Below are 26186 nucleotides of genomic sequence, written 5' to 3'. Positions count from 1 at the left end.
CAAGTATCCCTTTTTATATCTGACAACCGGATGCTCCCTTACCCTTATTAATTTTTGAAAAAAGAAGAGGTCGGAGATTAATATAATACTAACCAGAAAATTAATCTTTATAGTCAGAACATGTTCTTATGTCACAATTACCTTTTAGACATATGTCCTGTAGAGGTTAAGTTTTCAGTGATATTTTTGTATAAAAAAAATATGCAAAAAAATATCTTAATTATTGGAGGTAAAGGATTAGTAGGGAAGACTATTTATCGGATACTTAAATCCAGAAATCCTGATGCTGATCTCTTCGTGGGAAGTCGGAAAGTTGCTATGGAAAATAATGAACTAACTATTGATGTCAACCAACCAGATACTTTTCAGTCTATTTTAGATAAAAAAATAGATATTATTGTGTTGAGTGTAAATGATAACGAAGACAATGTTTTACATTTTGCGGTAAAACACCATTTGGATTATATTGATATTACAAAACCCACTCCAGCATTGATGAAAGCCTACCACTCGCTCTTAGGTCATGATATCAATAGCCGAATTGTATTTTCATCGGGTTGGATGGGAGGAATAATTGCTGGTTTGATCAAGACGAATGTAAACAGCATGACTGATATTGAAAAAGTTGATGTAGCCGTTTACTACTCTGTTAAAGATCTTGCAGGAGAAAGTTCAGCTCATTTTATGGCAGAAAATGTTGCCAAACCTTTTGTCCGATACCAGAACAATCAGCCCGTACAGATTAAACATTTTTTGGATACCGATTATTTTAATTTTGGGTTCGGAATCGGCCGTCGGCAAGTTTATAATTTCGACGTACCAGATTTGTATATCCTCAATAAAGTTGAAAAAATCTCAGATGTCTCTGTCAAGATGACCTATAATTCTAAATTTATAACCTGGTTATTAGGGACGATGCAACAATTTGGAATTTTTAATAGCCTGTCTCTTAATACTAGGAAGAAAGTTTTCGGATCGAGTGGAAATGGAGATTTAGCAGTCTTCGAAATTACTTTATCAACTAATGATGGAAAATTTAAGAAAATTAGTGTGCTCAGTGAGAAAGGGCAGGCTGAATTGACTGCCTTATCAACAGTTATACATATTGAATCTCTTTGCAAAAATGTTTTTAATAATCGTATCTATTTTGCGCATGAATTGCATACAAAACAGGACTTGCAGCAACAATTAGTGGAATATAAAACCATCAGTGTAAAAATATATTAATGGATGTGGCTAAAATGTAGTGTTTACAAATTTAATGACGCTAATGAAAAATATAGTAATTATCAATGGACATCCTAATAAAGATGCGCTAAACTTTGCTCTTGTAAAAGCCTATATTGAAGGAGCCGAACAATCAGGAGCCGAAATAAAAGAGATTACAATAGCAGATATGGAATTTAATCCTAATCTCCAATATGGTTATCACAAACGTATGGACCTAGAACCAGATTTAATCAAAGCTTGGGAAATTATTTTGTGGGCAGATCATCTTGTATGGGTACATCCGGTATGGTGGGGCGGATTGCCTGCCTTAATGAAGGGATTTATAGACCGTTTGTTTCTACCGGGTATGGCTTTTAAGTATCGACCTGACTCGATATTTTGGGATCGACTGCTGAAAGGTAAGACTGGGCATATCATTACGACATTGGATCAGCCGGGCTGGTATTACCGTCTTATCTATGGAAGGCCAAGTGTCAATCAGTTGAAAAAATCAACACTACAGTTTTGCGGTGTTACTCCAGTAAAGGTAAGCTACATCGGTATCGTAAAAACTGCAAATGAAAATTTGCGGCGAAAGTGGATCGAAAAAGTTAAGGGTATGGGGAGAAGAGAGAACTGAGGATTTGTCTGGATGGTTTTTTGAATGCTCTAAAGATAAATTTGATGGATAGCTAAGCATAATAAAAACAAAAAAGCCATATATAAAACATAAGGCTTTTTTGTTGATCGATTTCGGATGAAATTATTGTTTGAGGAGGTATAGGGCTTTTTCTAAAACTTCATCTTTTCCTGCTTTTACTCCTTTAATAGTCGGTGCGGATTCGATATCGATCTTGATCCCGACACGCTGCGTTTCAGTTTTATTAGGATAATAGACACCAACACCGCTAAAAGCAGTGTTAATACCACCTGGCAAGAAAAAAGATGATGTATTGCCATCTGCACCAGCTGTTGTCGAGCCAACAACTTGTGCATTTGGGTGTATGGAATAGGCCATAGCATAGAATTCGGAAGCACTTTGCGTGGTCTCGTTAACCAAAATCATAATCTTGCCTTTATAATAATCATCGTTTTTAATACCGACATATATATCATTAATAAAAGTAAATTCTCCTGGTGTTGTAAGACTACCGGCTGTAAATTTGGTAAATGATGTAGCTTTTGGTAATAAATATTTAGCAAACTCATAGATCATAGGTATATCGCTGGGGTAGTTACGACAATCGATAATCATACCTTTAGTATTTTTTAGCTGTTCTATTACTTGTGGTAGAGATGTACGATTTAGTTTTCCATTATTGATATAAGCGATTTCCGGGGAGATCATGCGAATGCTAACATCTTTTAATTGATATTTCTTGTAGATATTAATTTCGTCCGTGCTGTAAGTTTTAATAGTTTGATTTGCAATTTTATGATCTTGGAGATATCCTATTTGCACCAGTGTGTCATTAGTACGTAAAAGGTCATTTGCAATATCGCGTAATTGTGTTGAGTAGTTAGAGGCCGGATAATATTTTAATTTTGCTCTGATGATTTGATCGACTGCAATTCCATTGATTGTGGTCAGTACGTCACCAATTTTAAGTCCTGTTTGTACTCCTTTTTGTTGATCATGAAATCCTGTTATCACTGCTTTATTTTCAATAAATGTAATTTCTAGGGGTGCATATCTAGTGCCTTTGAAATTGTTCAATACGCTATTACCCGAAATGTTTGCATGGGTATCATGAATGTTTCCAATGAGTTGCAACGTGGTTAACGTATACGCTTGTACATCATCTGCTGCAATCATTTTGGGAATATAATCGTGCAGTACTTCTTTCCAATCTTGATCAATAAGGTTTTTATATGGAAAATAATACTGTATTAGGTTCCAGTATCTATATAGACTCAAGATACGATAACCGACATCAGTCATCGAAATATTCCTGTATGGATTTTCATTTTTGATTACAGGGTTTCCCACTGTGGGGTTTTGGCTGATGTAAAAATGGTCACCTTTACGCTTGGCTTTTTTTACACGAAGAAGTTCTTTTTGCAGATTTTGAGAAAATCCAGAGGTCTGTATCCAATCAAGGTCGGGTACTATTTTGATATCTTCTGTACCTGCTGATGTCAGCAAGCTGTCTATTTCAAAATCGCCTAAGGATTTAATCCATGTAGTCAATATTTGATCTCTGATTTGTTGACTGGGAGATGCAATGACTTGTGGTAGAATGCGGAATAATGCATAGTCCCAATTGTGATTCCCTGCAGCTATCTGTGGATGATAATACTTTAAAAATCCCCATATAAGTCCTAGATCTTGCAGGTCTTTGGTCTTGTTTTTATCTAATGCGAATGGGATGATCTTTGATGTCGAGTCAAATTCGTGATCGGATTCGGCTGGATATGTTTTTTTTAAGATTGGCGTTAATGTGCTAATATTTTTACCATCGATCTGTACAGTCAGATTGTCCATCCATACTTTTCCCTTTCCAACTAATATTCCCCCAATAGTAGTTGCTGTCGTTTTTTCCGGATCAAGGTCTAGCGTAATCTCGTATTTAGTCCAATCTGTTGTGCCTTTGATAGATTTTTTATTCATATTGTCGAATGCTACTTGTGGATCTAACCGCAGCATAAGTCCAGCAAATCCATCTTCAACATTTTCGGTTTTCATGTACCCGGAAAGAGTTATTTTTTTTCCAGGATAGCTTAAAGGAATGGTTAATGAAAAAAGACCAAATCCACCACTTCCTTCTTTGTGTTTGATAGAAATTGAATATTTGCCTTGTTTCACATTGATTGAGTCTATTTTGCTTTCATATTTATTGTTTAAAGAGAGACTCCAGTTGAGAGGAATACCTTTATTTACCTGTTCAAAGTCCAAGTTTAAATCTAAGGGCGTATGTGTCTTTTGTGCTAATGCATTCAACGTGAGTAGACAATAGCAGAGCGTTTGAAGTAGGTAATACTTCAAAAAATGCGTTACTGGTTTCATAATTTTAATGGTTTATTTTTGGATTGGAACTTAATCTTTGATTTGTATTTTATTTATTTTTCCGATTGTATTTATACTTGCATCTTTGTTTATACTATTGATAATGCTGTGTCCTTTGATTTCTGCGTCAATTTGATTGATATTGACAAATCCGTAATCTAGTTGGCTATTGTCAACTTTTACTTGAAGATTATTTAAGGAAAAGTGATATAAGATCACATAAGAACGATCTGAAATATGAACTTCTAGATTTGTATTTGGAGTGATTATACTGTCTTTGGAACTCAAAAATTGCACATGAGAATTTTGACTAGCGAGAATTGGTTTTTGAGTTGCATAACTGGAATTTTTGTCGTTTTTCCCCATCTTAACAGTTGCATCGCATGATTCAAATAGTAACTGTACATCGGGTTTGATCCAAAAGTAGGACTCTTGCTTATAGTAATTGGGATGGAGTTCAACTAAAAGGGTATCCTGATTTAGGATAAGATCAAAGTTCTCAGGATAGGGATTCATAACTTTGAGACTATCGGATGCTATAAATACCAAATGATTGAATTCTGAACCGTTTGAAAATTTGATGAACTTGATATCTTGTGGAGTATCTTGCATTAATCTGATGGTCGAATTGAATTGTCCCCAAAATTGGGATAGGAGATCTGCGGGTTTATTGTCATATGTTTTCCATCGTATTTGACCGAATAGTTGTGGAAACCACAAGCGTACGGATAACAGAGCTAACGCTAGTAATAGTAGTTTTGTTGATTTTTTCATCTTTTTTACGATTGGTTATGTTGTTTGATAAATTCTTCAATACTGATATCAAGTTGTTTCATCTTTTTAATAAAATTTGGCATTTCCAACTCAATCATATAGCGTTGCTGACTCTTTAAAATGATCGCTTTTGCGTGCTCAGCGACAAAGAGACCACGTCCTCTGAGGTTGAATAAAATCTGTTCTTCTTGCAGTTGCTCATAAGCACGCATTACTGTTCCGGGATTGACTTCCAGATTGCCTGCCAGTTCGCGGACAGAAGGTACCCGTTCACCTTCGGGCCATTTGTTTTCTAGTATATCGATCTGAATCAGTTCTACTAACTGCTGGTAGATGGGTTTGTCGGATGTGAATAACATATTTAAACTTGATTTTCCTGAAAGAGATTTTTAATGATCCATAAACCTAAAGTAAAATATAGAAATTGGTAAAAGTACTGGAATAGGAACGACCCATTGGGTAATATGCTTATGCCCTGATTGTAAGTACGGCTCGAAGAATACCAGGTGAATATCATGATGAATCCGACCAATAAAATAATTATAAACAGTTTAAGGAAACTTTGATTTTTAAAATATAGGAGACCTATAGTAAATATTAAAAACAGATTAAATATGGAGGTACCTGTGGTTTTGTAGAAATTATATGGAATCTGTTCAAAATAGGAGAAAGTGGTAATGTAGGGGTAAAGCTGACCTTTTTGTTGTAGGATAGCTAATGTCTCCTTATAAAATAAGGATCGGTAAAGTTGAGTTGTCGCAGCGTCTAGCAGGTAGATTTCTATAAATATAAGTAGCGTGATGCCAATACTACCAATAGTTAGCGCCAGACAGTTTTCCCAAGGGGATAATGGTAATAGATTTCTGGAAACACGGGATGTCTGATTTGAAATAAAATTATAGATGATCAGTAATAAAAATAATATAGGTAAAAAGGTAATTTGACGTGTGAATGCATAGTTGCCAAAAACAAGTTTTTCTGCCAACTGTGGCATCACACTTTTTGGATCCTCAGCTAAAAAATATTGATAAAGTACACTTGTAGGGTAGATGTTGGTCACGATAAACCAGGCTAATACGATGAGTAGTATGGTTTTTATATCTTTCCGGTATTCAAAAAAGAATGCTTTTAAGCCTATAGAGAGACGAGCGATACTAATATTCATTTTCATAGATGGTTGTGTTTTTTAAAATTTGTGAATCAGTGGAAATGGCTGTAAATAGTAGTTCAATGTCTAGTTGACACTCACGGTGGTGTGGATTGTTATATAAACCATAATTCCCTGGAGATCCTGCATCTTTGTAAAGGAGCTGTTCTCCTGTCAAAGGCTGGTTAGTGCAGATAAAATGTTGATTGAGTTTTGCTGTGGATAAATTTAGGACAAGCTGTTTATTGTCAAGTACCATGATATGGTCAATAATCTGGTCAATCTCCCGAAATTGATGGGTAGATAATATGAGAGTCTGGTCTTCGGAGATGTAAAGATTAATTAATTTTCGGAATTGCTTTTTAGATGGAATATCGAGACCATTTGTCGCTTCATCCATAAATAGATATGGGGCTTGCGTCGCTAGGGCGAAGGAAATTTCCAACTTCTTTTGTTGTCCCATGGACATGTTTTTTCGGGTGATATCTGGCTTTACTTCAAATGAAGATAATATTTCAAAGAATAATGTCATATCAAAATTTGGATAAAGCTTACCATAAGTAGCTGCCAGTTGTTTTGCTGTCCAATTTGGAGATTCGATACTTTCGGAAAGATAATATACCTGTTGTAGACTTGCTACACTCCGATCTTCTGTAGATGTACCTTGGATATAGACAGATCCTTGTGTAGGAAATAATGAACCAGACATCAATTTCATCAATGTGGATTTTCCAGCTGCATTTTTGCCAAATAATCCGTAAACACCAGGGGTGTTGAGATCAAAGTTTAAATCATGTAAAACCAGATCATTTTTTTTATAGCTAAAGCTAACTTGGTTTATTGTAATCATATTTAAGTTTTGGTGTATCGTAACAGTAGTACACTCAAAGATAGAAATTTATTCTTTAATAACAATTCATTATTAAAGAATTACATCAATTTTTTTTAAGATGACTTTTCGTGAAATAAACAAAGCCTGAGACCACTAGTGGTCTCAGGCTTTGTTTGAATATATACTAAGCTCCTTTATTACTAACGTATATTTTTATTGAATCTTTGGCTGTCGTTAGCTTAGTTTATACTTGTATGTATTATTATTGATTCCAACCACCGCCCAGTGATCGGTATAAATCTACAACAGCTGCAAGTTCGGCTTTCTTGACTTGTGCAAGTTCCAGTTCACTTTGTAGCATATTGCTTTGTGCTGTGATAACTTCTAAGTAAGTAGCCATGCCAGTTTCGAAAAGCAGATCGGCATGTTTGATAGCTTTCTTCAATCGATTGGTTCTTTCTAAAGTGATGCGTTGCTTTTCTTTTAATTTCTGTATTGAAATTAAAGCATCAGAAACTTCACCAACTGCTGTGATCACTGTTTGTCTAAATCGGATAACATTTTTTTCTTGATCAATTTGTGCGATTTCATATTGTGTTTTGAGTTCACGACGTTGAAATATAGGCTGTGTGATACTACCAGCGATAGCGCCAAATAGGGAAGCTGGTATATTGAACCAATTGCTGCTTTTGAAAGCATTGATTCCAGCTTCGGCGCTGATCACTAAGGATGGATACATCCTAGCTTTAGCATATTGCTGATAGGCTTTAGAACTTGTAACAGCAAGTTCTGCTTGCTTAACATCAGGTCTACGGCTCAATAAATCGGCAGGAACTCCAGCAGACCAACTGTCTGGAAGTTGGATATTTGCCAATTTTTCTTTTATTTTTATCTCCTGTGGTAATCGACCACTAAGAATTTGAATGGCATTTTCTTGTAAATGTATCTGCTGTTCGAAATCTGGAATGAGACTGGCCGCCGCCAGACGTTGTGCATCCACCTGCTCTACAGCTAACATACTGATGTCACCAACCTCGTATTGTTGTTGGACAATGCGTAAGGTGCTGTCACTAAGTAGTAGATTTTGCTGTGCAATCTCATGTAGCTGATAAAGCATCAGCAATTGGTAATATCCCTGTGCTACTTGAGAAATTAATTGGGTCTGCACTGCTTTTTTTGCTTCTTCGGTCTGTAAATAAGAAGCCAATGCTACTGTATTTTGACTTTTGATCTTTCCCCATAGGTCGGCTTCCCATGATAGTCCTAATGATGCGGAATAATCTTCAACATGATTTTGACCTAGGAACTGTCCTAGACTCAGCCCATTCATACTGTTGTTGGATGGATTGGTACTATTGGCTTTGATCTGTAATTGCAGATTGGGCAAATAGTTAGCTTTTGCCTGTTTTAACATCAATTGTGATGACTCGATGTTTTTGATAGCTAGCTGCATATCCACATTCTTATGAATAGCGCTATCGATGAGGCTTTGTAAAATGGGATCTTTGAAAAAGTCTTGCCATGGAATGGAACCGATGCTCGTTTCTTTTGCTCCTTCTTCCTGATCACGAAATTGTGTAGGAAGGGCAGGAGCAAGATCCTTGTTGCTGATCAGTTTTTCGGTTTTACAAGACCATACAACAAGGGGCAAGATGAAAGCCATCAGTATGTTTACTTTTATATTCATGTATTTCAATTTTGTCATTGTTTCACTAAACGTTAGTATGTGCTGTTACTCTAACAACTTCCGGTTGGTCAAATTCTTGTTTTCCAGTAGGTTTTTGACTTACTTTTTCTTGTATGTATTGGAAGAAAATGAAGAGGACCGGAATGATAAAAAGACCAAGTACGACTCCGCTGAGCATACCGCCTGCTGCGGCAATACTGATGGAGTGATTTCCTTGTGCTGAGGGACCAACTGCTGTCATCATCGGGATCATGCCTACAATAAAGGCGAGTGAGGTCATAATGATCGGCCTCAAACGTAATTTTGCAGCTTTTAGAGCAGCACTTGCAATCGAAAGCCCACGTTTACGTCCCTGAATGGCAAACTCAACGATAAGAATGGCATTTTTGGCTAATAAGCCTATAAGCATAACCAAGGCAACCTGAACATAGATATTATTGGATATGTCTGTTAGACTAATTGCTGCAAATACGCCAAAGATTCCTGTAGGAATAGATAGAATAACCGCTAACGGAATGATATAACTTTCATATTGCGCAGCTAACAGGAAGTAAACAAATATTAAACATAAGATGAAAATAAGAGTAGACTGTCCCCCTGAAACAATTTCCTCTTTGGTCATACCTGAGAATTCGTAAGTATATCCTGTAGGGAGATGCTGTTTTGCCACCTCTTCTACCGCACGAATAGCGTCTCCTGAACTGTATCCAGGTTTTGGAATCGCATTAATACCAATAGAGTTGAATAGGTTATAACGTGATGCTGTTTCCGGACCATATACACGTGTCATGGTAACCAGCGTATTGATAGGTACCATATCTCCCTGACGATTCTTAACGAAAATTCCATCCATAGAGGAGGGTTCAGTACGGTCTTTTACATCTGCCTGAACCATAACGCGGTAATATTTCCCGAATCGGTTAAAGTCTGAAGCTTGTGAGCTTCCGAAGTACGCTTGCATAGTCTGCAGAATGCTTTTGGTACTTACACCGAGCTGTTCAGCCTTGATGTCATCTACCTGCAGTTCGTACTGAGGATAGTCGGCCTTGAATGTGGTAAAGGCCATCATGATTTCAGGACGTTGCATCAGTTCTCCAATAAACTGTTGTCCTACAGTACTGAATTTACCAAGTTGACCGCCGGTTCTATCTTGTAAAACCATATCGAGTCCATCAACATTACTAAATCCAGGTACAGTAGGGAAGGTGAAGACGAAAAAGTTTGCACCTTTAATTTTGGATAATTTCTGGTTAACATCTGCCATAATAGCATTGATATCTTTTATAGCACCTCGTTCTTTATGTGACTTGAGAAGGATAAAAGCGACCCCAGCAGATGGACTTGTTGACTGTGTCAAAATATTAAAACCAGCTAAAACATTCAATGTTTTTGTAAAATCAGCATGTTGTAACTGTTGTTCTGCTTCGGCTAATGCACTTGATGTACGGTCTAAAGATGCCCCCGCTGGCATTGAAAGAGATATTGCAATAAAACCTTGATCTTCCGAAGGAATAAAACCAGTTGGAGTCTTGCGAATCATGATAACAGTAAGGAGTAAAATAACGCCCAAGGCACTAAATGCAATCCATTTGTAACGAATTAAGAAACGCAGGCTACCGATGTAGTTTTTAGTTAATCGATCAAAACCGACATTGAATCCTGTAAAAAAGCGTTCTTTAAAGTTCAGTTGCTTTTTATCAGATTGATTATGATGCGTAGGCTTTAAAAAGAGTGCACAGAGTGCCGGGCTCAAAGTCAAAGCATTGATCGCTGAAATAACAATGGCAATGGCCAAAGTAAAAGCAAACTGCCGATAAAATACACCTGTTGATCCCTCCATAAATCCAATGGGAAGGAATACCGCCGACATAACTAATGTAATGGAAATAATGGCTCCTGTGATTTCACTCATGGCTGATGTGGTTGCCAGCTTTGGAGACAGATGTTCATTCTCCATCTTAGCATGTACGGCTTCGACGACGACAATAGCATCATCGACCACAATACCGATAGCGAGGACAAGTGCAAATAGTGTCAGCAAGTTGATCGAGAAACCAAATAACTGCATGAAGAAGAAGGTTCCAACAATCGCTACAGGAACTGCAATGGCAGGAATCAACGTTGATCTAAAGTCTTGCAAGAATAGAAATACAACTAAAAATACCAGTATAAAAGCTTCTATCAAAGTATGTTTAACTTGATCGATGGATTGATCTAAAGCATCTTTGGTATTGTAAAGCACCAAGTACTTGACACCTTTTGGAAAACTTAAAGATGCTTTTTCCATAAATTCCTGAATGGCAATCTGAATCTCATTGGCATTGGATCCCGCCAATTGCATTACACCGATATTAAGTCCAGGTTTACCATTGATGCGTGTGTGACTGGCATAGGTGTAAGAACCCAATTCAACGCGGGCAACATCCTTAAGTCTTAATACAGATCCATCTGTATTAGAGCGGATAATGATGTTTTCGTAATCGCTTGGCTGGTTAAGTTTTCCTTTATATTTGATAACAAATTCGAAAGCCTCTTTACTGCTTTCACCGAATTTACCCGGAGCAGCTTCGACGTTTTTATCCTGAATGGCAGCCATTACTTCCTCTGGTGTCAGTTTGTAAGTCGCCATCTGATTAGGCTTGAGCCATACACGCATCGAATAATCTTTACTTCCTCCAAAAGGCAAAGCTTGTCCTACTCCGGGGATACGTTTAAGTTCTGGAATAATATTGATTTGCGCATAATTGGTGATAAAGGTTTGATCGTATTTACCCTCATCTTCTGTATACAGATCTAGTACCATGATCAAACTGTTTTGCTGTTTTGCAGTCGTGATCCCTGCCTGTACGACTTCGCTTGGAAGTTGGCTGGTGGCTTGGGATACACGGTTTTGAACATTGACTGCTGCTTGATCGGGATCGGTTCCTAACTTGAAATAAACGGTAATCATGAGAGATCCATCATTACTGGCTGTGGAGCTCATGTAACTCATATTTTCAACTCCATTGATAGATTCTTCTAAAGAAGGGGCTACTGCACGAAGTACTGTCTCGGCATTTGCTCCGGGATAAAGTGCCGTCACTTGTACTGCGGGTGGAGCAATATCAGGAAACTGTTGTAAAGGAAGTTTTAGGATCCCGATGATCCCCAATATGACGAGCAGAATGGAGATAACTGTAGCAAGTACGGGTCTTTCTATAAATTTTTTAAACATTTTGTTTGTCGTATTATGTTTTAGTTGATGCTGTCTTTCGGTAGTGCTTGTGGGGTGATCAATTGGCCATCTTGAAGCAGATCGATTCCCTTGTAGACGATGCGGTCTCCTTCTTTGAGGCCATTACTCACTAAGTAATTGGCTCCGCTTTTGCCGATGACCGTGATAGGCTGTTGCACCACTTTGTTTTCTTTGCTAACCGTATAAACAAAAATTTTGTCCTGCATCTCAAGGGTTGCCATTTGAGGAACAAGGAGCATATTGTCATATTTTTTCTGTAATCTGACACGTCCAGTATTTCCATTTCTTAATATGCCTTCTGGATTTTTGAATGTTGCACGTAGCGTAATGGCTCCGGTGTTTTTGTCAAATTGACCATCTACCATATCGATCTTGCCGGTTTGATCATAAATACTTTGATCGGATAGGACTAAGTTGATCGGAGGAAGATTATTCAATTTTTGTTGCAAATTACTGCCAGCAGTGTTGTTTTTGAATGCGATAAAATCGTTCTCACCAAGAGAGAAGTAAACATGCAGATCTTGTACATTGGACAAAGCGGTCAATGGTTGTGCATCAGATGGGCTAACTAAACTTCCTTGCTTTTTCTGTAATCTTCCGATATAACCGTCTGTTGTAGCGCGAATTAAGGTATATCCTACATTGATTTTAGCCGATTCAATTGCTGAAATAGCAAGTTGCACGTTTGCCTGTGCTGCATTTCGGGCGCTAATTGCTGTTTTGAGTTGGAAATCGGTCAATACTTTGTTGTTGACGAGACGTGTTTTTTTCTCTACTTCTAAAGCGGCATTTTCTAGCGCAGCTCGCGCAGAAAGCAAATTGGCCTGGGCTTGGTTCAGTTGTTCTTGGTACGGGCGGTCGTTGATTTTAAATAACGCCTGACCTTTCTTGACTTTTGCTCCCTCATCAACAAAAATGCGGTCTAAAATACCTTCTACTTGAGGTCTGATTTCAATGTTGGCCGATGCTTCGATGCTAGCAGGATATTCCTGATAGACTGTTTCCTCACCGTTTGATATGGTCATTACCGGTAAGTTAGCAGGGAGAGGAGGTGCTGGTTTGCTAGTTCCTGTGGTACAGCTGTACAGGAAAATTGCAGGTAAAAAATAAAGCGCCTTTACTACATTAAGTTGTTTAACACTGTTAAGTGATAAGACGTAAATTCTCTTAAAATCTAGTAATAGATGTGTTTTCATGTTATATTAAAAATTGAGGTATGGTATATTTAACGCTGTTAAATCCTTTAACGTTGTATTATTTAAGGTAAAAAAAACTAATCAGTAAGCGAACGTGTAATTCCGTAAATCGCGTCTTTTAAAACTTGTTGGTTGGTAACATCTCCATTACCTTGATTCACCAGATTTATCGATATTAATCCATGTATAATAGACCAGTATGTAAAGTACTTTCTACAGATCAGTTCTTCCGAAGGATTTTTTTCTTTCATAATTTCTCGGATAACGTCACTGATCATCTTCCCGTGTGATTCAGCACATTTATAAGTTTTTTCAAATCCACAGCAGGCGGTTCCAACACCAAACATTAATTGATAAAGTTCGCGTTCTTCAAAGGCAAAATCCCAATAGCTAAACCACATGGTTTCTAATTGTTTTTCAAGATCAGTTTCTTTCGATTTCGCTTCTTTTACCTTCTTTGCAAGTAATCTATAGCCTTGGTTAGCAAGTTCTGTTAAGATAGCATCTTTGTTTGCAAAATATTCATAAATCATGGGGGCCGTATATTCTATGATATCGGCGATCTTACGCATGCTCAATGCTTGCCATCCCTCTTCTTTTACAATCTGAAGAGAGGCGTCAAGAATATTGCTTCTATTTTCGTCCTTAAGACGTTGTATGCGATCTTTACTAGCCATGCTTTATTAGCATAAATGATTTAACAGTGTTAGGACAAAATTCTGATTTTTACTTTTCATTTGTGACATCTAAAAGTCATTAAATAAAAAATAGTAGTAAATCATCGTTGATTTAAGGTAAACCTGTTTTTGTCAGCATTTATTGATGTTATGAGAAAGGTTGTATAAAATTAGTGAAAAACCTATTTCTGAAAATGCCAAGATTTCATAGAGAAATAATTAGAAAACTTGTTAAAAAACACAAAGCCAACCTTAAAAGGATGGCTTTGTCTTAAGAAAATTATGAATTGCTTATTTGTTCCACCATAATTTATTCGTGATTACATCATCGCCTTGTTGTGCTAGCGAAGCCTGATAGTTAGCTTTGTTGGTACTCTGCTCTTTAATTGGGTAAACCAAACGACTAGGGATAGCATTCCCTATTTCAGGATTGAAAGTATAAGTTACTGTTTTTCCATCCACAGTTCCACTCCAGACCACATCTCCTTTTTTGATCAGGAATAACGGATATCCTGTACGTCTCACTTCAGACCAAGATTCAATGCTTTGATTGAATAAAGCTAGGTATTTTTGTGATAGTACGTGCTCTTTATTAGCTGCAGGTAGCTTTTCTAAATATGCTGTAACGTCTGTGGCAACTACTCCCCATTTTTCTAAAGATGCACGGGTACCATTGATATATTGAGTTTGATCCCAATTGTTGTTTTCGGATAGCAAAAAGGCTACTTCTGCGTACTCCAATAATACCTCAGCATAATCGGCCGCATTGATTATATCTCCTGGTAAAGAAATTTTTTCTAGTGGAAATAAATTGCCGGCAGCTAAAGGTAATCCATATGGCTGTCCAAAATAGCTGCCATTTTCAGTTGTTGGTTTTGCATATTTAGGTAGTCTAGGATCTACGATTGTAAATGGCCCCCTTTTCCCTTGTAATGCTTCTACTATGACATTGGAAAGCGCAAAATCTTTTCGATTTGCCGTAACAGTGGCACGGTATAATGGTGCTTCATTAGGTGAAGTTTTGGAATACTTAAAAGTCGCATTGTCACTATTGGAGGTGAAAATGCCTTTTTTGATCGCATCAGTAATATGAGTGTTCGCTAAGTTGGCATCTTTAGTTTTGATGCGTGTTGCTAAACGTAAACGTAAAGAGTTGGCAAATTTAGCCCATTTTCCATTATCACCTTTATAAATAACATCAGCAGTACCAAATGTTTTATCTCCTTGGTATTTGATCAAGGTATCTGCAGCTTGTTGCAATTCAGTTAAGATATCTTTGTAAATCTTTTCTTGACTAGCATATTTCGGAGTCAAGTTATCCGGGTTCTGTTGCAAAGCCTCAAAATCTGGATCAGCGTTACCAAAGGATTGATATGGAATATTACCAAACACATCAGTTAATGAATGGAAAGCATAAGATTTTAAAATACGGGCAACGGCAATTTGATTGACGTTGCTACCTGCCGTTCCTGCCGATGCCGTTGCTTTTGTTTTTTCATCTGAATTGAGTTTAATAATTTCATTCAGGTTATTGAGTGATTTATATGTTGCTGTCCAATAATTATCAGAATAGCTGGTTGGTATTTGATAACGTGACTGATCGGTGTAAATATTTTGTGCAAAGTATTGCGAAAATAATTGTGCTCCTCTTAAGCTGATATCTTCACTCCGCAAGGCATTTACTAATTGTTTTTCAGCGGTAACCAATAATGTCGGTGTTGTTACAAAAGTGGGACGATTGGGATCGGTATTGATCTCTGCAAATTTAGACTTTGAGCATGAAGATGCAACAAGTGAAATACCGATTACTGAAGTATATAATATATTAATTATTTTCATTTTTTTAGAATTTAAGATTCAAATTGAAACCATAGGTTATAGGCAAAGGAATATTTCCTCCTTCGATGCCTTGGACATTACCGCCACTGGAAGTAAACTCGGGATCAATGTATTTACTTTTGGTATAAATATTCCAAAGGTTACGTCCATAGACATTGACGCCAATATTTTTAATAACCTTGGGGTTAGTCAATTTGAAGTTATAACCTAATGTTACTTCTCTTAATTTAACAAAAGTAGCATCAAAGATGGAAAATGTGGTTGGACCATTGTATTCATTACGTGCCCATTGTTGAGCGGTGATATTGGTGGTGTTTTGTTGGATATTCGTTACATCATACGTTCCATCACTATTGAATGCAACATCTCCTTTTACACCATCAAGTACAACACCTGTCTCGCGGATATTGTTAGCCGCTGTTTTGTCCAAGATACCGGAATACATACCGACCTTATAGGTTTGTGAGAAGAATTTACCACCGACACGACCAGATACTAAAAATCCTAAATTGAAGTTTTTATAACGGAAACTATTTTGAATGCCAAAGGTGAAGTCTGGAAGAATAGATCCTAATGGGACTAATTGTGAGGTCTTCATGTAAGTACCATCATTTTGAATGACACGTTGGCCATCTGGCGCATAAACGAAATCATTTCCTAAAAATTGACCGTAAGATTCTCCTTCTCTTGCTACCAATTGAACTAAGCCGCTACTTAAGTTTAAAGTATTGACTTGGTCGTCTAGTTTAACAACTTTGTTTTTATTTTTTGCCCAGTTTACCGATGCATCCCAACTGAAGTTTTCTGATTTGATCGGAGTACCATTAAGAACAATTTCAATACCTTTATTATTCATCTTACCTGCATTAAGATATTTGGATTCATATCCAAAAGACGAAGATACTGGAACTGGGAAAATTTGATTTCTTGTTGTGTTGTTATAATACGTAACGTCCAAACCTAGACGGTTTTTGAATAACTGAAAGTTGATACCTGTTTCCCATGATCCTGTCCGTTCCGGAACCAGTTGATCGTTTGGTTTTATTGCTGGTGCTGTATAAGAAGGGGAGCCTTCAAAAGATTGTTCAGCCTCGTACAGTTTTGCAAGTTGATATGGTTCTGTATCATTACCAACATCAGACCAACCCAAACGAACTTTACCAAAACTTAACCATGGTAGATTTTTAAATGGTTCTAAATTGCTAAAAACAAAACTTCCCGCTAATGAAGGATAAATATAGGACCAATTAGAAGAAGGAAGTGTTGAAGACCAGTCATTGCGGATTGTAGCATCTAAATAGAGTAAATCATTATACCCAAACGAAGCACTTCCAAAAACTGAAGCGATGCGTTTGTGATACTTGAAATTATCTATTTTAACAGAATTTGCGTTTTTTAAATTATAGTAATTAGGTAGAATTAATCCTCCTTGGGTTATAGCATAGTTATTTTGCCAGCTTTTGTCTCGGATATTTCCACCAGCAAATGCCACAAGTGAAAATTTATCCCAGTTCTTTTTAGCAGTCGCTATAAACTCATAATTATACTCATTGAGTTTATTGTTTGTTTCTTCATATTGCGATGTGCTTCGCGAGTATACGGCAATACGGTCCTGTGCTTGCAATGAATAGATATCACCATGTACTTTTGCACCCACGGTTAACCAGCTATTCACATTGTATTCGGCTCCGATATTTCCATAGAAACGATCTCTACTGTCTTCCATGTAAGATTCATATGCTGACCAGTACGGATTGTCGATAAAACGAGTTGCTTCAGCAGCAGGTGTATTTTGCCAGCCTGTACGGTTCCAAGCTAATGGTGTTCCATCTGCACGTTTGTAGTTTTCAAGTATTTTATAGTCGACTTGTACCGCACCCCACTGGAAAGCTTCAAGAATAATATTTCTATTGGAAGCACCAGTCCATGGGCGGCCTACAGAAGAGTTGCGGATGTAATTGAAATTGGAGGTTATTTTGACTTTCCCCAATTGTGTGCCACCAGAAAAATTAAATGCATTTCTTGTCAAACTTGAATTTGGGGTGGTACCTTCTACATTTTTATTGGTGTATGAAAAACGGTAATTGGTGCTCCCACTGTTACCTGCAATGGCAAAATTGTTGGTATTAGCTATTCCAGTTCTGAAAAAATAACTAACATCATTTTTTGGATAAAGCCAAGGTGTTGGATTCAGATAATTCGCTTCATCTTCAGGGTTGAGGTTATACCATTGTAACACCGGTGTTCCATCTAGTTTTGGCCCCCAGCTTTCATCGGAAGCATAATCGACAATCTTGTAATCTTTTCCATTAATGTTCTGAGTTTGAAAATTGGTCGAATAACCCTGGCCGTAAAGATGTTGTCTTTTGGGCAATCGGGTAATATTCTCAAAGTCAATACCAGTATTAAGAGATATTTCAACCTTTTCACCCTTTGATGCACGTTTTGTAGTAATCATAATAACACCGTTTGCTGCTCTCGATCCATATAGTGCCGCTGCTGTCGCCCCTTTTAATACAGAGATATTTTCAATATCATCTGGATTAAGATCCTGAATCATGTTACCTATATCTTTCCCCGCGCTACCATTGATCGTAGAACTTGAATTAAAGTCTGTGTTGTCAATAGGCGTACCATCAACTACGTAGAGAGGCTGGTTATTGTTTGAGATTGAATTGATGCCGCGCAGCAAGACGGAGGATGAGCCGCCCATATTTCCACCTGAAGTTGTAACTTGAAGACCAGCAACCTTTCCTGATAATGCACTTAACGCATTGGTAGGACGAGTTTGTAACTCAGTTCCTTTTACTTCTTGTACAGCATATCCCAAAGATCTTTTCTCTCTTGATATACCTAATGCAGTTACAACAACTTCGTTAAGCTGTGAACTTGTAGGAATTAACTGTATCGTATTTAAGCCTGAAATATTTGCTTGAATCGTTTTAGTTTCAAATCCAATGTATTGTATTTGTAGTGTAACCGTATTTTCGTTTGACGGAAATTCAAATAAACCATTTACATCTGTTTGAACCTGCTTTTTACTTGAAATATCAGTAATCGTAGCACCTTGAATGGCAGTATTGTGCTCATCAACTACTTTTCCTTTTATGGTAGATTGTGCGTACAGTGTGCTTGAGCTAAGGCAAAGCGCTGCTGCGACGACAAAATTTGTTGTATGTTTTGTCATGTTGATAAAATGTAATATATGAAGTTAGGGAGTCTTTTGTTATAGGAGATAATTGTATATCATTAAGCTAAAGTACCTCCTAGAAGCATTCGTTTTATGTACATACAGGTAGTGTGTTTTTTCATTATTTTTTGTTAATGATGCAAATATATAAAATCCACCTGATAAGTAGTCTTTGTTTTTGTATTTTTTGTTAAAAAAATGTTAAAATGTGCTCTTGTTGCATTTAAATGCAACTTTGATAAAATTGGTTGGATTTAATTATGTAATCTTTTTCACCATTATTTATGATTTATAAAAAAAGTCGATATCTCAAGATATCGACTTTTTCAAATGTTTTTTTATACTCAGTTTATCTATTTTATCTTGCACCTGGAGGACAATGCTGTTTTAAATAATTTGTAAACAGAGTTTTCAGATGTTGAGAAGTTCCTTCTCCTTCGTTGATGGAATGACTTCGATTTGGATAAGACATGAACTGAAATTGCACATTATTTTTAACGAGTTCATTGATGAGAACTTCTGCATTTTGGTAATGTACATTATCATCTCCAGTACCATGAATGTACAAAAGATTACCTTTGATATTTTTGGCATATTTTAGTGGTGAACCGTTCTGGAAATCTTCTAAATTTTCCTGTGGTAAACCCATATATCTTTCTTGATAAACATTATCATACAATAATTGATCGGCAACAGCAGCAATAGCTATACCTGTCTTATAGATTTCGGGATATTGTCCCAATAGATTTAAAGTACTGGAACCTCCACCGCTCCAGCCCCATACTGCGATCCGCGAACTATCTACAAAAGACCACTTAAGTATTTCTTTTGCTCCCAATGCCTGATCTCTGATATTGAGCTGTCCGATTTTGCGGTAGATACTTTTACGCCATTCTGTACCTTTGGGCGCAGGTGCACCTCTATTTTCCAGTGAAATGTAGATGTAACCGTCTTTAGACATATTGCCACTATATAAGCTGTTCATACCAGCTCTAAAATTGTCCAATACAGTTTGTGAAGCAGGTTCGCCGTACACCATGAAAACTACGGGATACTTCTTGTTGGGATTGAAATCCGAAGGTTTGACCATCCAGCCATCTAAACTAACACCATCTGCTGTTGTTACTTTGAAAAATTCAGTTACCCCATCTTCAGGCTTTTTACTTATTGTACCTCTAAAATCGATTAAAGTTTTGTGGGTTGGTAATTCAATTAAAGCATTGCTCTTGGCTGTTTTGTTGTTACTAAAATTGAAGATCGCGATTTGTCCATTTTTGGCAATATCATATTCACAAGTTCCTGAAAATGCTTCTGGTGTAAGTCTTTTTGGAGCTCCACCTTTGGTTGATACCGAATAAAGATATTTTTGTGTTGCATTATTTGGTGAAGCACTGAAATAAATCATTTCTCTTTTTGCATCGAACAATTCAATATCGATGACATCATAGTCTGCATGCGTGATTAATTTCTCATTGCCTTGAAGATCGATTTGATAGATCTTACGCCAACCGTCTTTTTCTGAAACCCAAATGAAAGCTTTGCCATTTTGAATCCAGTCCCATCCGGTTGGATCGTTATTGTTCCAACGTGATTTAATATCTATCCATGAATCATTTTTTTCACTATGGATATTTTTAGCGTTATTAGTAGCAACATCTATTAAATAAATTTTACTTTCGTTTTGCTTTCTATTAAGTTGCTGTAAGATGACTTGTTTGCTGTCTAGACTCCACTCCATCCTTGGAATGTAGTGCTGAATAGCATCTCCAGGAACTTGTATCTGTGTCGTCGCATCTGTAGCTAATTGGTAAGTCCAAATGGTGCATGCGCTAGGTGCTTGACCCACTTTTGGATATTCAATAGGTATTGTATAAGAATAGATACTATCGGTATTATTGATCATTAAGAAATTACGAATAGCGCGTGCGTCGAGTTTCCAGTATGCAATAGCATTTCCATCTGGAGACCACCTAAAACCATCTTTGCATCCAAATTCTTCTTCATAGACCCAATCAAATGTTCCATTTATAATACGATCAGTACCATCTGTCGTAATTTGTTTTATTGCCCCTGTTGCAAGATCTTCAACATAAATATTATGATTGGATTTAACCACATATGCTACTTTGGTACCTTGTGGATTAAATTTAGCAAACATCAGTTGAGACACAGGGAAAGATGCGCCCAGTTGAGTCAACTGGTTTGTTTTCTTGTCAAAGACCCAATAGTCGCCTCTCGTTTCCTCACGCCAGACTCTTTTGCTATTGGTGTACAATAAAATACGTTCTTTATTATTCGAAATGGAAAAATGACTTATCTCTAATGCATTAGTTTTACCTGTAGGTACAAGCAATTTATTTGCTAGAAATAGCGTGCGTTGAGCACTTTTGGGATTGATGAGTTCAATACCCTTTTCAGAGAATTCATAATATTGTCCATCATCTTCTGCCCAAAATCGCTGTGCCAATAGCAGATTTGGAAAGTAGCATACTATTAGTAATAGTATTATAATACGTATATTTTTCATGTATATTTTTACTTAGGTGCTTCTAATCTGTTCCTTGATCTTTGAGATCATAGATCTCATTGAGTTCACGTTCTAGATATTTTCCTAAACGATGATATCCAGAATCTTTAATAACATAGTCATCTTCGATTCGTATACCTCCAAAGTCCAGGTGCTTATTGAGCAGATCATAATTAATAAATTCGTGATGCAAATTTTGCTGTGCCCACATTTGAGTGAGTTCAGGTATGATATAGATACCGGGTTCTACTGTCACGACGTTACCTGCCTCTAATTTTTTTCCTAATCGTAAGGATTTTATACCGAAGGTTTCGGTGTCTTTTGGCTCGTCTGCGGTGTATCCCACATATTGTTCGCCAAGATCTTCCATATCGTGTACATCTAGTCCTAGCATATGACCCAAACCACATTGGAAGAATAAAGCATGTGCATGTGCCGCAACAGCATCTTGCGCATTTCCTTTCATGAAACCAATTTGGATTAATCCTTCAGCAAGTGCTTCGCAGGCTTTTAAATGGATGTTTTTAAAAGCAACTCCTGGCTTTAATGCTGCTTCAGCAGTTTTAAATGCATTTAAAACAACAGCGTATAATTCTTCTTGTAGCGGGTTAAATCTTTTTCCTACAGGAAATGAACGTGTTAAATCTGATGCATATCCTAGCGCAGTTTCAACACCAGAGTCATTTAGCAATATATCACCAGCTTTTATTTTATGATATTGGATATGATTGTGTAATATCTCCCCATGTTTGGTCACAATGGGAGGGTATGAAAATGACATTTTTCTATTTTGTGCAAGATGTTGAATAGCATTACTGATTTCATACTCATGCATACCCGGCCTTGTCATTTTGATTGCTAGGCGATGCATATCCACAGCTACGTCCACCGCTTTTTCTAATTCTGCGATCTCTTCTGTTGCTTTTATATTGCGCTGTGTTACGACGGCTTGGATCATTTCGACAGATGGTTTGATCTGGTCAATGGATAAGCCTAATAAATGTTGAAGTAATAACTTGTTGTGCGCTTGATAAGGTGGTAGGTAGTGTACCTGATTACTATTTTTAAGCACTTTTTCCAAATACGGCTGGAGTTCATGAAAAGGTCGAACTGCTGCGATTCCTACCCATTGCGCTTTTTCTCTTAAAGTCTGTTGTTGACCCATCCATACAATATCATCAATGGTCATTTCATCACCAAATAAAAGAGTTTCTCCGGCATCGATATCGACAACAGCCGCTAATTTCGGACTCTTGATCCCGAAATAATACAAAAAACTACTGTCTTGACGGAAAGGATAGGTATTGTGTTCAAAATTGATAGGATTTTCAATGTTTCCTAAAAAAAGGAGAACACCTGATGAAAATTTAGAGCTTAGTTCTCTTCTTCTGTGGACGTATATTTCTTTTTCAAACATGATGGAATGCTTTTTAATAAAGTATAAATTTATGAAAATAGACTTGAACAAAAACATGTAAGACACCTATTTTTCTGATTGTGCTATTTTACGGTTGTTAAATGTTAAAAATCGGTTGGTATGTTAACCTATCGTTGCTTTAATTTTATCCTTTTAAACTTAATACTGCTTTCATTTTTCTTTAATATGTAGATCATTACTTTGCGCCAAATCGCTTAGCATGATGAAACCATACTCATTAAAATTATTTAAGAAAAGTACCCAAATGACACTCTGTGTAGCACTTCTATATGCTGTGCAGACAGAAGTGGTTTGGGCAAACAAAATTGCTTCTGTTTCACCTGTTGGAATAGTAATGGATCAAGAACTCATTAAAGGAGTAATTCGTGATCAGCAAGGTAATCCTGTAGACGGGGGAACCATCATAAACGAAGCCAATAAACAAAGTACAAGGACAGAATTTAATGGGAATTTTTCTATTAAGGGAAAAGTTGGAGATCGACTTCGAATTTCTTCGTTGGGGTATAAGACTCAATTTGTAGAGATCAGAAACGCTACTCTAGAGATAACCTTGGAAAAAGATGCATCAAAATTAGATGAAGTAGTTGTAACAGCTATTGGTATCAAGCAACAGAAAAAACAAATTGGATATGCAACACAAGAGGTGAAGGTCGATGTCTTAAAAGAGTCGAAAACCATGAACATCGGTACAGCGCTAACAGGGCAGGTATCAGGTTTGATTGTAAATAATCCTACGGGGATCTTCCAAGCACCCTCTTTTCAATTGCGTGGAAAACCCCCATTGATCGTGGTTGATGGTATTCCTGTGGAAACAGATTTTTTTGATATACCAAGTCAAAATATTGAGAACATCAATGTGTTGAAAGGTACAGCTGCTTCATCACTTTACGGTTTACGAGGTAAGGATGGGGCCATATTAATTACTACAAAAAGTGCTAAAAATGAAGGCTTAGAGTTTTCTTTTGGTACCACCAACATGTTTTCTGCAGGATTTACCGTTTTTCCTGAATCACAAAAGGAATTTGGAAGTGGATCAAATGGAAAATACGAATTTTGGGATGGAGCAGACGGGGGTATTTCTGATGGTGATATGGCTTGGGGTCCAAAGCTAAATGCAGGACTTAAAGTACCGCAATGGAATAGTCCGATCCGAGATAAGGTTACAGGTGAAGTGACACCATGGTGGGGCGACGTAAAAGGTACAAAATACGACGATAAATCACGCTATGAAAGAATACCAACAGATTGGGTGTCACACGATAACTTGGAAGACTTCTTAGGAACAGGATTGATTACAGAAAATAATGCTACGGTATCTTACCGCTCTGAAAAAGTAAGCATATTTGGTTCTGGAAAATATGCCTTTCAAAAAGGGCAGGTGCCGAATACAAAATTGACGACCGGAGGTCTGAATTTAAACACATCTTTTCGTTTTAGACCAGAAGTGCAGTTGGATTTGAATCTTTCTTATAATAAAGTTAAATCACCTAATTATCCTCGGTATAACTATGGTCCCAAAAATCATATGTATACCATTTTATTGTGGATGGGTAATGATGTCAATGGCAAAGAGCTTAACGAACATCATTATATTCCTGATCAAGAAGGATATCGTCAAGCAAATTATAATTATGCATGGTATAATAATCCTTATTTCGCAGCGTACGAACTTAATCAAATATATGACCAGGACGTGTTGCAAGGTCAGACAGCATTAACTTGGAAAGTAGCACCCGATTTTACAATAAAAGGTCGTGCTTCTGCCAGACAAAAAAATGTTTTTCAGGATATGCAAAGCCCTAAGTCTTATATGAACTATGGTGATTCAAGAAATGGAGATTATAAAAACTGGGATAGTAATCAGTTAAATTTTGATGCTGATGTTTTGGCAACTTACAATAAGGAGTTCTCAGATCAATTTGGGCTTACCGTCAATGCGGGTGCTTCAACTTTCAAAAAAACATACCGTCAGTTATATCAAACGACCGATGGATTAGTAGTACCTTTTATATACAGCTTAGGGAATACGCAAGGACCTGTTAAAGCAGAAAGTGCATTTAGTGAAAAAATAGTCAGAAGTGCGTATGCCACTGTAAATTTTAATTTATTTAAATCAACATATCTTAATTTATCAGGACGTAATGACTGGTCATCTACCTTCTCAAAAGAAAACCAATCCTTTTTCTATCCTTCTGTATCACTAAGTTCCGTAGTGTCGGACTACTTTAAACTACCTGAGCAAATTGATTTTATTAAACTATATAGTTCTTGGGCATCAGTTTCATCCGATTTAGATCCGTATAGCATTTTAGCGACTTATAAAAAAGATGTAACTTATGGTTCTACACCTTCAGTGACTTATCCTGCAGGAATTGTGAATCCTAATATCTTACCACAGCAATCTAATTCTTTAGAAATAGGTGCCGCATTTGCATTATTTAAAAATAGATTATCAGCAGATGTAACATATTATGAGGTTATTGATAAAAACCAAATTATTGATTTAAGTATTTCTGCAGCTTCAGCTTTCACATCCCGTAAAGTTAATGCAAACAAGTTTCGCACTAAAGGTTTAGAGATCTCTTTAACCGGTAATATTATAAAACAACAAGAGTTCTCATGGACTTCAACAGTTAATTGGTCGAGAGCAGTAAAGAGACTGGAAGAGATTTATAAAGACCAGGTTAAAATGGGTAACTTAAAAATTGGTGATCGTGCCGATAGCTACTATGCAACAGTCTGGGAGAAATCAGCTGATGGACAATTGGTCCTTAATGCCAATACAGGTATGCCAATTCGTAATCCGTTTCCCCAGTATCTAGGATACTTTCAACCCGATTGGCAATTTGGTTTTGCGAACAGATTTAAGGTTAAAGATTTTACGGTCAATATAGATATCGACGGATCAATTGGAGGGGTTATGAATTCGACTACTATTGAAAAGATGTGGTGGGGAGGAAAACACCCTTCTTCAGTATTGTACAGACAAGAAGAATATGATGCTGGAAAACCTATTTATGTACCTGAAGGTGTTGTTGTAACCGGCGGTGAGCTGACTAGAGATGTTAATGGTAATATTACCTCTGATACACGTACCTATGCTCAAAATAGCAGAGCAGTAGATTGGCAGGCATGGAGTCAAAATTACCCTTATCAAGCTCGTGTCTCAGAAGCCGAAAATAAACTATTTGCCAATGTATTTGATCGTTCATTTGTCAAACTACGTCGAGTATCGATTAGCTATGATGTTAATAAACTATTTAAATTAAAGCATCTGAAAACATTAGACGCGTCTGTATTTGGTTACAACTTAGCCATGTGGAAAAAAGTACCATACCTAGATCCAGATTTTGGAGTGGGGAATGACGGTAATCTGCAAGATCCATCTACACGATATATTGGTTTATCTCTTGATTTTAAATTTTAAA

16 protein-coding genes are annotated in these 26186 nt (G+C 36.9%); 3 read left to right on the top strand and 13 right to left on the bottom strand.

Annotated features, from left to right (window positions below):
* Positions 1-201 precede the first annotated feature (201 nt).
* Positions 202-1227 (top strand): saccharopine dehydrogenase, encoded by a 1026-nt coding sequence (locus EDF66_RS11670; protein ID WP_132842820.1) that lies wholly within the window; start codon positions 202-204, stop codon positions 1225-1227.
* Positions 1228-1270: 43 nt separating this feature from the next.
* Entirely contained in the window at positions 1271-1849 is a 579-nt protein-coding gene (locus EDF66_RS11665) for an NAD(P)H-dependent oxidoreductase (protein WP_132842819.1), read from the top strand.
* A gap of 123 nt (positions 1850-1972) precedes the next feature.
* Here EDF66_RS11665 and EDF66_RS11660 read toward each other — a convergent pair whose 3' ends face one another.
* The 13 genes from EDF66_RS11660 to EDF66_RS11600 form a co-directional block, all read right to left on the bottom strand.
* Positions 1973-4216: a S41 family peptidase gene (locus EDF66_RS11660; RefSeq protein ID WP_132842817.1), complete on the bottom strand. Its 2244-nt coding sequence runs from the start codon at positions 4214-4216 to the stop codon at positions 1973-1975.
* 30 nt (positions 4217-4246) lie between these two features.
* Complete coding sequence (locus tag EDF66_RS11655; protein ID WP_132842816.1) at positions 4247-4990, bottom strand: hypothetical protein; 744 nt, start codon at positions 4988-4990, stop codon at positions 4247-4249.
* A gap of 5 nt (positions 4991-4995) precedes the next feature.
* Entirely contained in the window at positions 4996-5349 is a 354-nt protein-coding gene (locus EDF66_RS11650; protein ID WP_132842814.1) for a GntR family transcriptional regulator, read from the bottom strand.
* Positions 5350-5351: 2 nt separating this feature from the next.
* Complete coding sequence (locus EDF66_RS11645; protein ID WP_132842813.1) at positions 5352-6161, bottom strand: hypothetical protein; 810 nt, start codon at positions 6159-6161, stop codon at positions 5352-5354.
* Positions 6145-6987, bottom strand: coding sequence for an ATP-binding cassette domain-containing protein (locus EDF66_RS11640; RefSeq protein ID WP_132842811.1), 843 nt, complete (start codon positions 6985-6987; stop codon positions 6145-6147). Before EDF66_RS11640 ends, EDF66_RS11645 begins: the two co-directional genes overlap by 17 nt.
* Before the next feature lie 244 nt (positions 6988-7231).
* Positions 7232-8656, bottom strand: coding sequence for a TolC family protein (locus EDF66_RS11635; RefSeq protein WP_132842810.1), 1425 nt, complete (start codon positions 8654-8656; stop codon positions 7232-7234).
* Positions 8657-8681: 25 nt separating this feature from the next.
* Positions 8682-11870, bottom strand: a complete 3189-nt coding sequence (locus EDF66_RS11630) for an efflux RND transporter permease subunit (RefSeq protein ID WP_132842808.1) — start codon at positions 11868-11870, stop codon at positions 8682-8684.
* Positions 11871-11890: 20 nt separating this feature from the next.
* The gene (locus tag EDF66_RS11625; RefSeq protein WP_132842807.1) at positions 11891-13087 is read right to left on the bottom strand and encodes an efflux RND transporter periplasmic adaptor subunit; all 1197 of its coding nucleotides are present in this window, start codon (positions 13085-13087) and stop codon (positions 11891-11893) included.
* A 77-nt stretch (positions 13088-13164) separates the two neighbouring features.
* The gene (locus EDF66_RS11620) at positions 13165-13764 is read right to left on the bottom strand and encodes a TetR/AcrR family transcriptional regulator (RefSeq protein ID WP_132842805.1); all 600 of its coding nucleotides are present in this window, start codon (positions 13762-13764) and stop codon (positions 13165-13167) included.
* Positions 13765-14055: 291 nt separating this feature from the next.
* Complete coding sequence (locus tag EDF66_RS11615) at positions 14056-15603, bottom strand: SusD/RagB family nutrient-binding outer membrane lipoprotein (RefSeq protein ID WP_132842804.1); 1548 nt, start codon at positions 15601-15603, stop codon at positions 14056-14058.
* A 4-nt stretch (positions 15604-15607) separates the two neighbouring features.
* Positions 15608-18790, bottom strand: a complete 3183-nt coding sequence (locus EDF66_RS11610) for a SusC/RagA family TonB-linked outer membrane protein (protein WP_132842802.1) — start codon at positions 18788-18790, stop codon at positions 15608-15610.
* A gap of 361 nt (positions 18791-19151) precedes the next feature.
* Positions 19152-21320, bottom strand: a complete 2169-nt coding sequence (locus EDF66_RS11605) for a S9 family peptidase (RefSeq protein ID WP_132842801.1) — start codon at positions 21318-21320, stop codon at positions 19152-19154.
* Positions 21321-21342: 22 nt separating this feature from the next.
* The gene (locus EDF66_RS11600) at positions 21343-22737 is read right to left on the bottom strand and encodes an aminopeptidase P family protein (protein WP_132842799.1); all 1395 of its coding nucleotides are present in this window, start codon (positions 22735-22737) and stop codon (positions 21343-21345) included.
* A gap of 220 nt (positions 22738-22957) precedes the next feature.
* On the opposite strand from EDF66_RS11600, the gene EDF66_RS11595 reads away from it, so the two are divergent.
* Positions 22958-26185 (top strand): SusC/RagA family TonB-linked outer membrane protein, encoded by a 3228-nt coding sequence (locus tag EDF66_RS11595; protein ID WP_207898612.1) that lies wholly within the window; start codon positions 22958-22960, stop codon positions 26183-26185.
* Position 26186: the final 1 nt, after the last annotated feature.

The organism is Sphingobacterium sp. JUb20 (assembly GCF_004342035.1).
GTDB classification, from domain to species: domain Bacteria; phylum Bacteroidota; class Bacteroidia; order Sphingobacteriales; family Sphingobacteriaceae; genus Sphingobacterium; species Sphingobacterium anhuiense.
Note: the sequence above shows the minus strand (reverse complement) of the source record. Positions and strands in the feature narration are given on the sequence as shown.

Excerpts from the sequence above, each read along its gene's own strand:
- EDF66_RS11615 (WP_132842804.1), bottom strand. The coding sequence starts at position 15,603 with ATGAAAATAATTAATATATTATATACTTCAGTAATCGGTATTTCACTT.
- EDF66_RS11660 (WP_132842817.1), bottom strand. The coding sequence starts at position 4,216 with ATGAAACCAGTAACGCATTTTTTGAAGTATTACCTACTTCAAACGCTC.
- EDF66_RS11600 (WP_132842799.1), bottom strand. The coding sequence starts at position 22,737 with ATGTTTGAAAAAGAAATATACGTCCACAGAAGAAGAGAACTAAGCTCT.
- EDF66_RS11610 (WP_132842802.1), bottom strand. The coding sequence starts at position 18,790 with ATGACAAAACATACAACAAATTTTGTCGTCGCAGCAGCGCTTTGCCTT.
- EDF66_RS11640 (WP_132842811.1), bottom strand. The coding sequence starts at position 6,987 with ATGATTACAATAAACCAAGTTAGCTTTAGCTATAAAAAAAATGATCTG.
- EDF66_RS11625 (WP_132842807.1), bottom strand. The coding sequence starts at position 13,087 with ATGAAAACACATCTATTACTAGATTTTAAGAGAATTTACGTCTTATCA.
- EDF66_RS11635 (WP_132842810.1), bottom strand. The coding sequence starts at position 8,656 with ATGAATATAAAAGTAAACATACTGATGGCTTTCATCTTGCCCCTTGTT.
- EDF66_RS11655 (WP_132842816.1), bottom strand. The coding sequence starts at position 4,990 with ATGAAAAAATCAACAAAACTACTATTACTAGCGTTAGCTCTGTTATCC.
- EDF66_RS11665 (WP_132842819.1), top strand. The coding sequence starts at position 1,271 with ATGAAAAATATAGTAATTATCAATGGACATCCTAATAAAGATGCGCTA.
- EDF66_RS11605 (WP_132842801.1), bottom strand. The coding sequence starts at position 21,320 with ATGAAAAATATACGTATTATAATACTATTACTAATAGTATGCTACTTT.
- EDF66_RS11645 (WP_132842813.1), bottom strand. The coding sequence starts at position 6,161 with ATGAAAATGAATATTAGTATCGCTCGTCTCTCTATAGGCTTAAAAGCA.
- EDF66_RS11650 (WP_132842814.1), bottom strand. The coding sequence starts at position 5,349 with ATGTTATTCACATCCGACAAACCCATCTACCAGCAGTTAGTAGAACTG.
- EDF66_RS11620 (WP_132842805.1), bottom strand. The coding sequence starts at position 13,764 with ATGGCTAGTAAAGATCGCATACAACGTCTTAAGGACGAAAATAGAAGC.
- EDF66_RS11670 (WP_132842820.1), top strand. The coding sequence starts at position 202 with ATGCAAAAAAATATCTTAATTATTGGAGGTAAAGGATTAGTAGGGAAG.
- EDF66_RS11630 (WP_132842808.1), bottom strand. The coding sequence starts at position 11,870 with ATGTTTAAAAAATTTATAGAAAGACCCGTACTTGCTACAGTTATCTCC.
- EDF66_RS11595 (WP_207898612.1), top strand. The coding sequence starts at position 22,958 with ATGATGAAACCATACTCATTAAAATTATTTAAGAAAAGTACCCAAATG.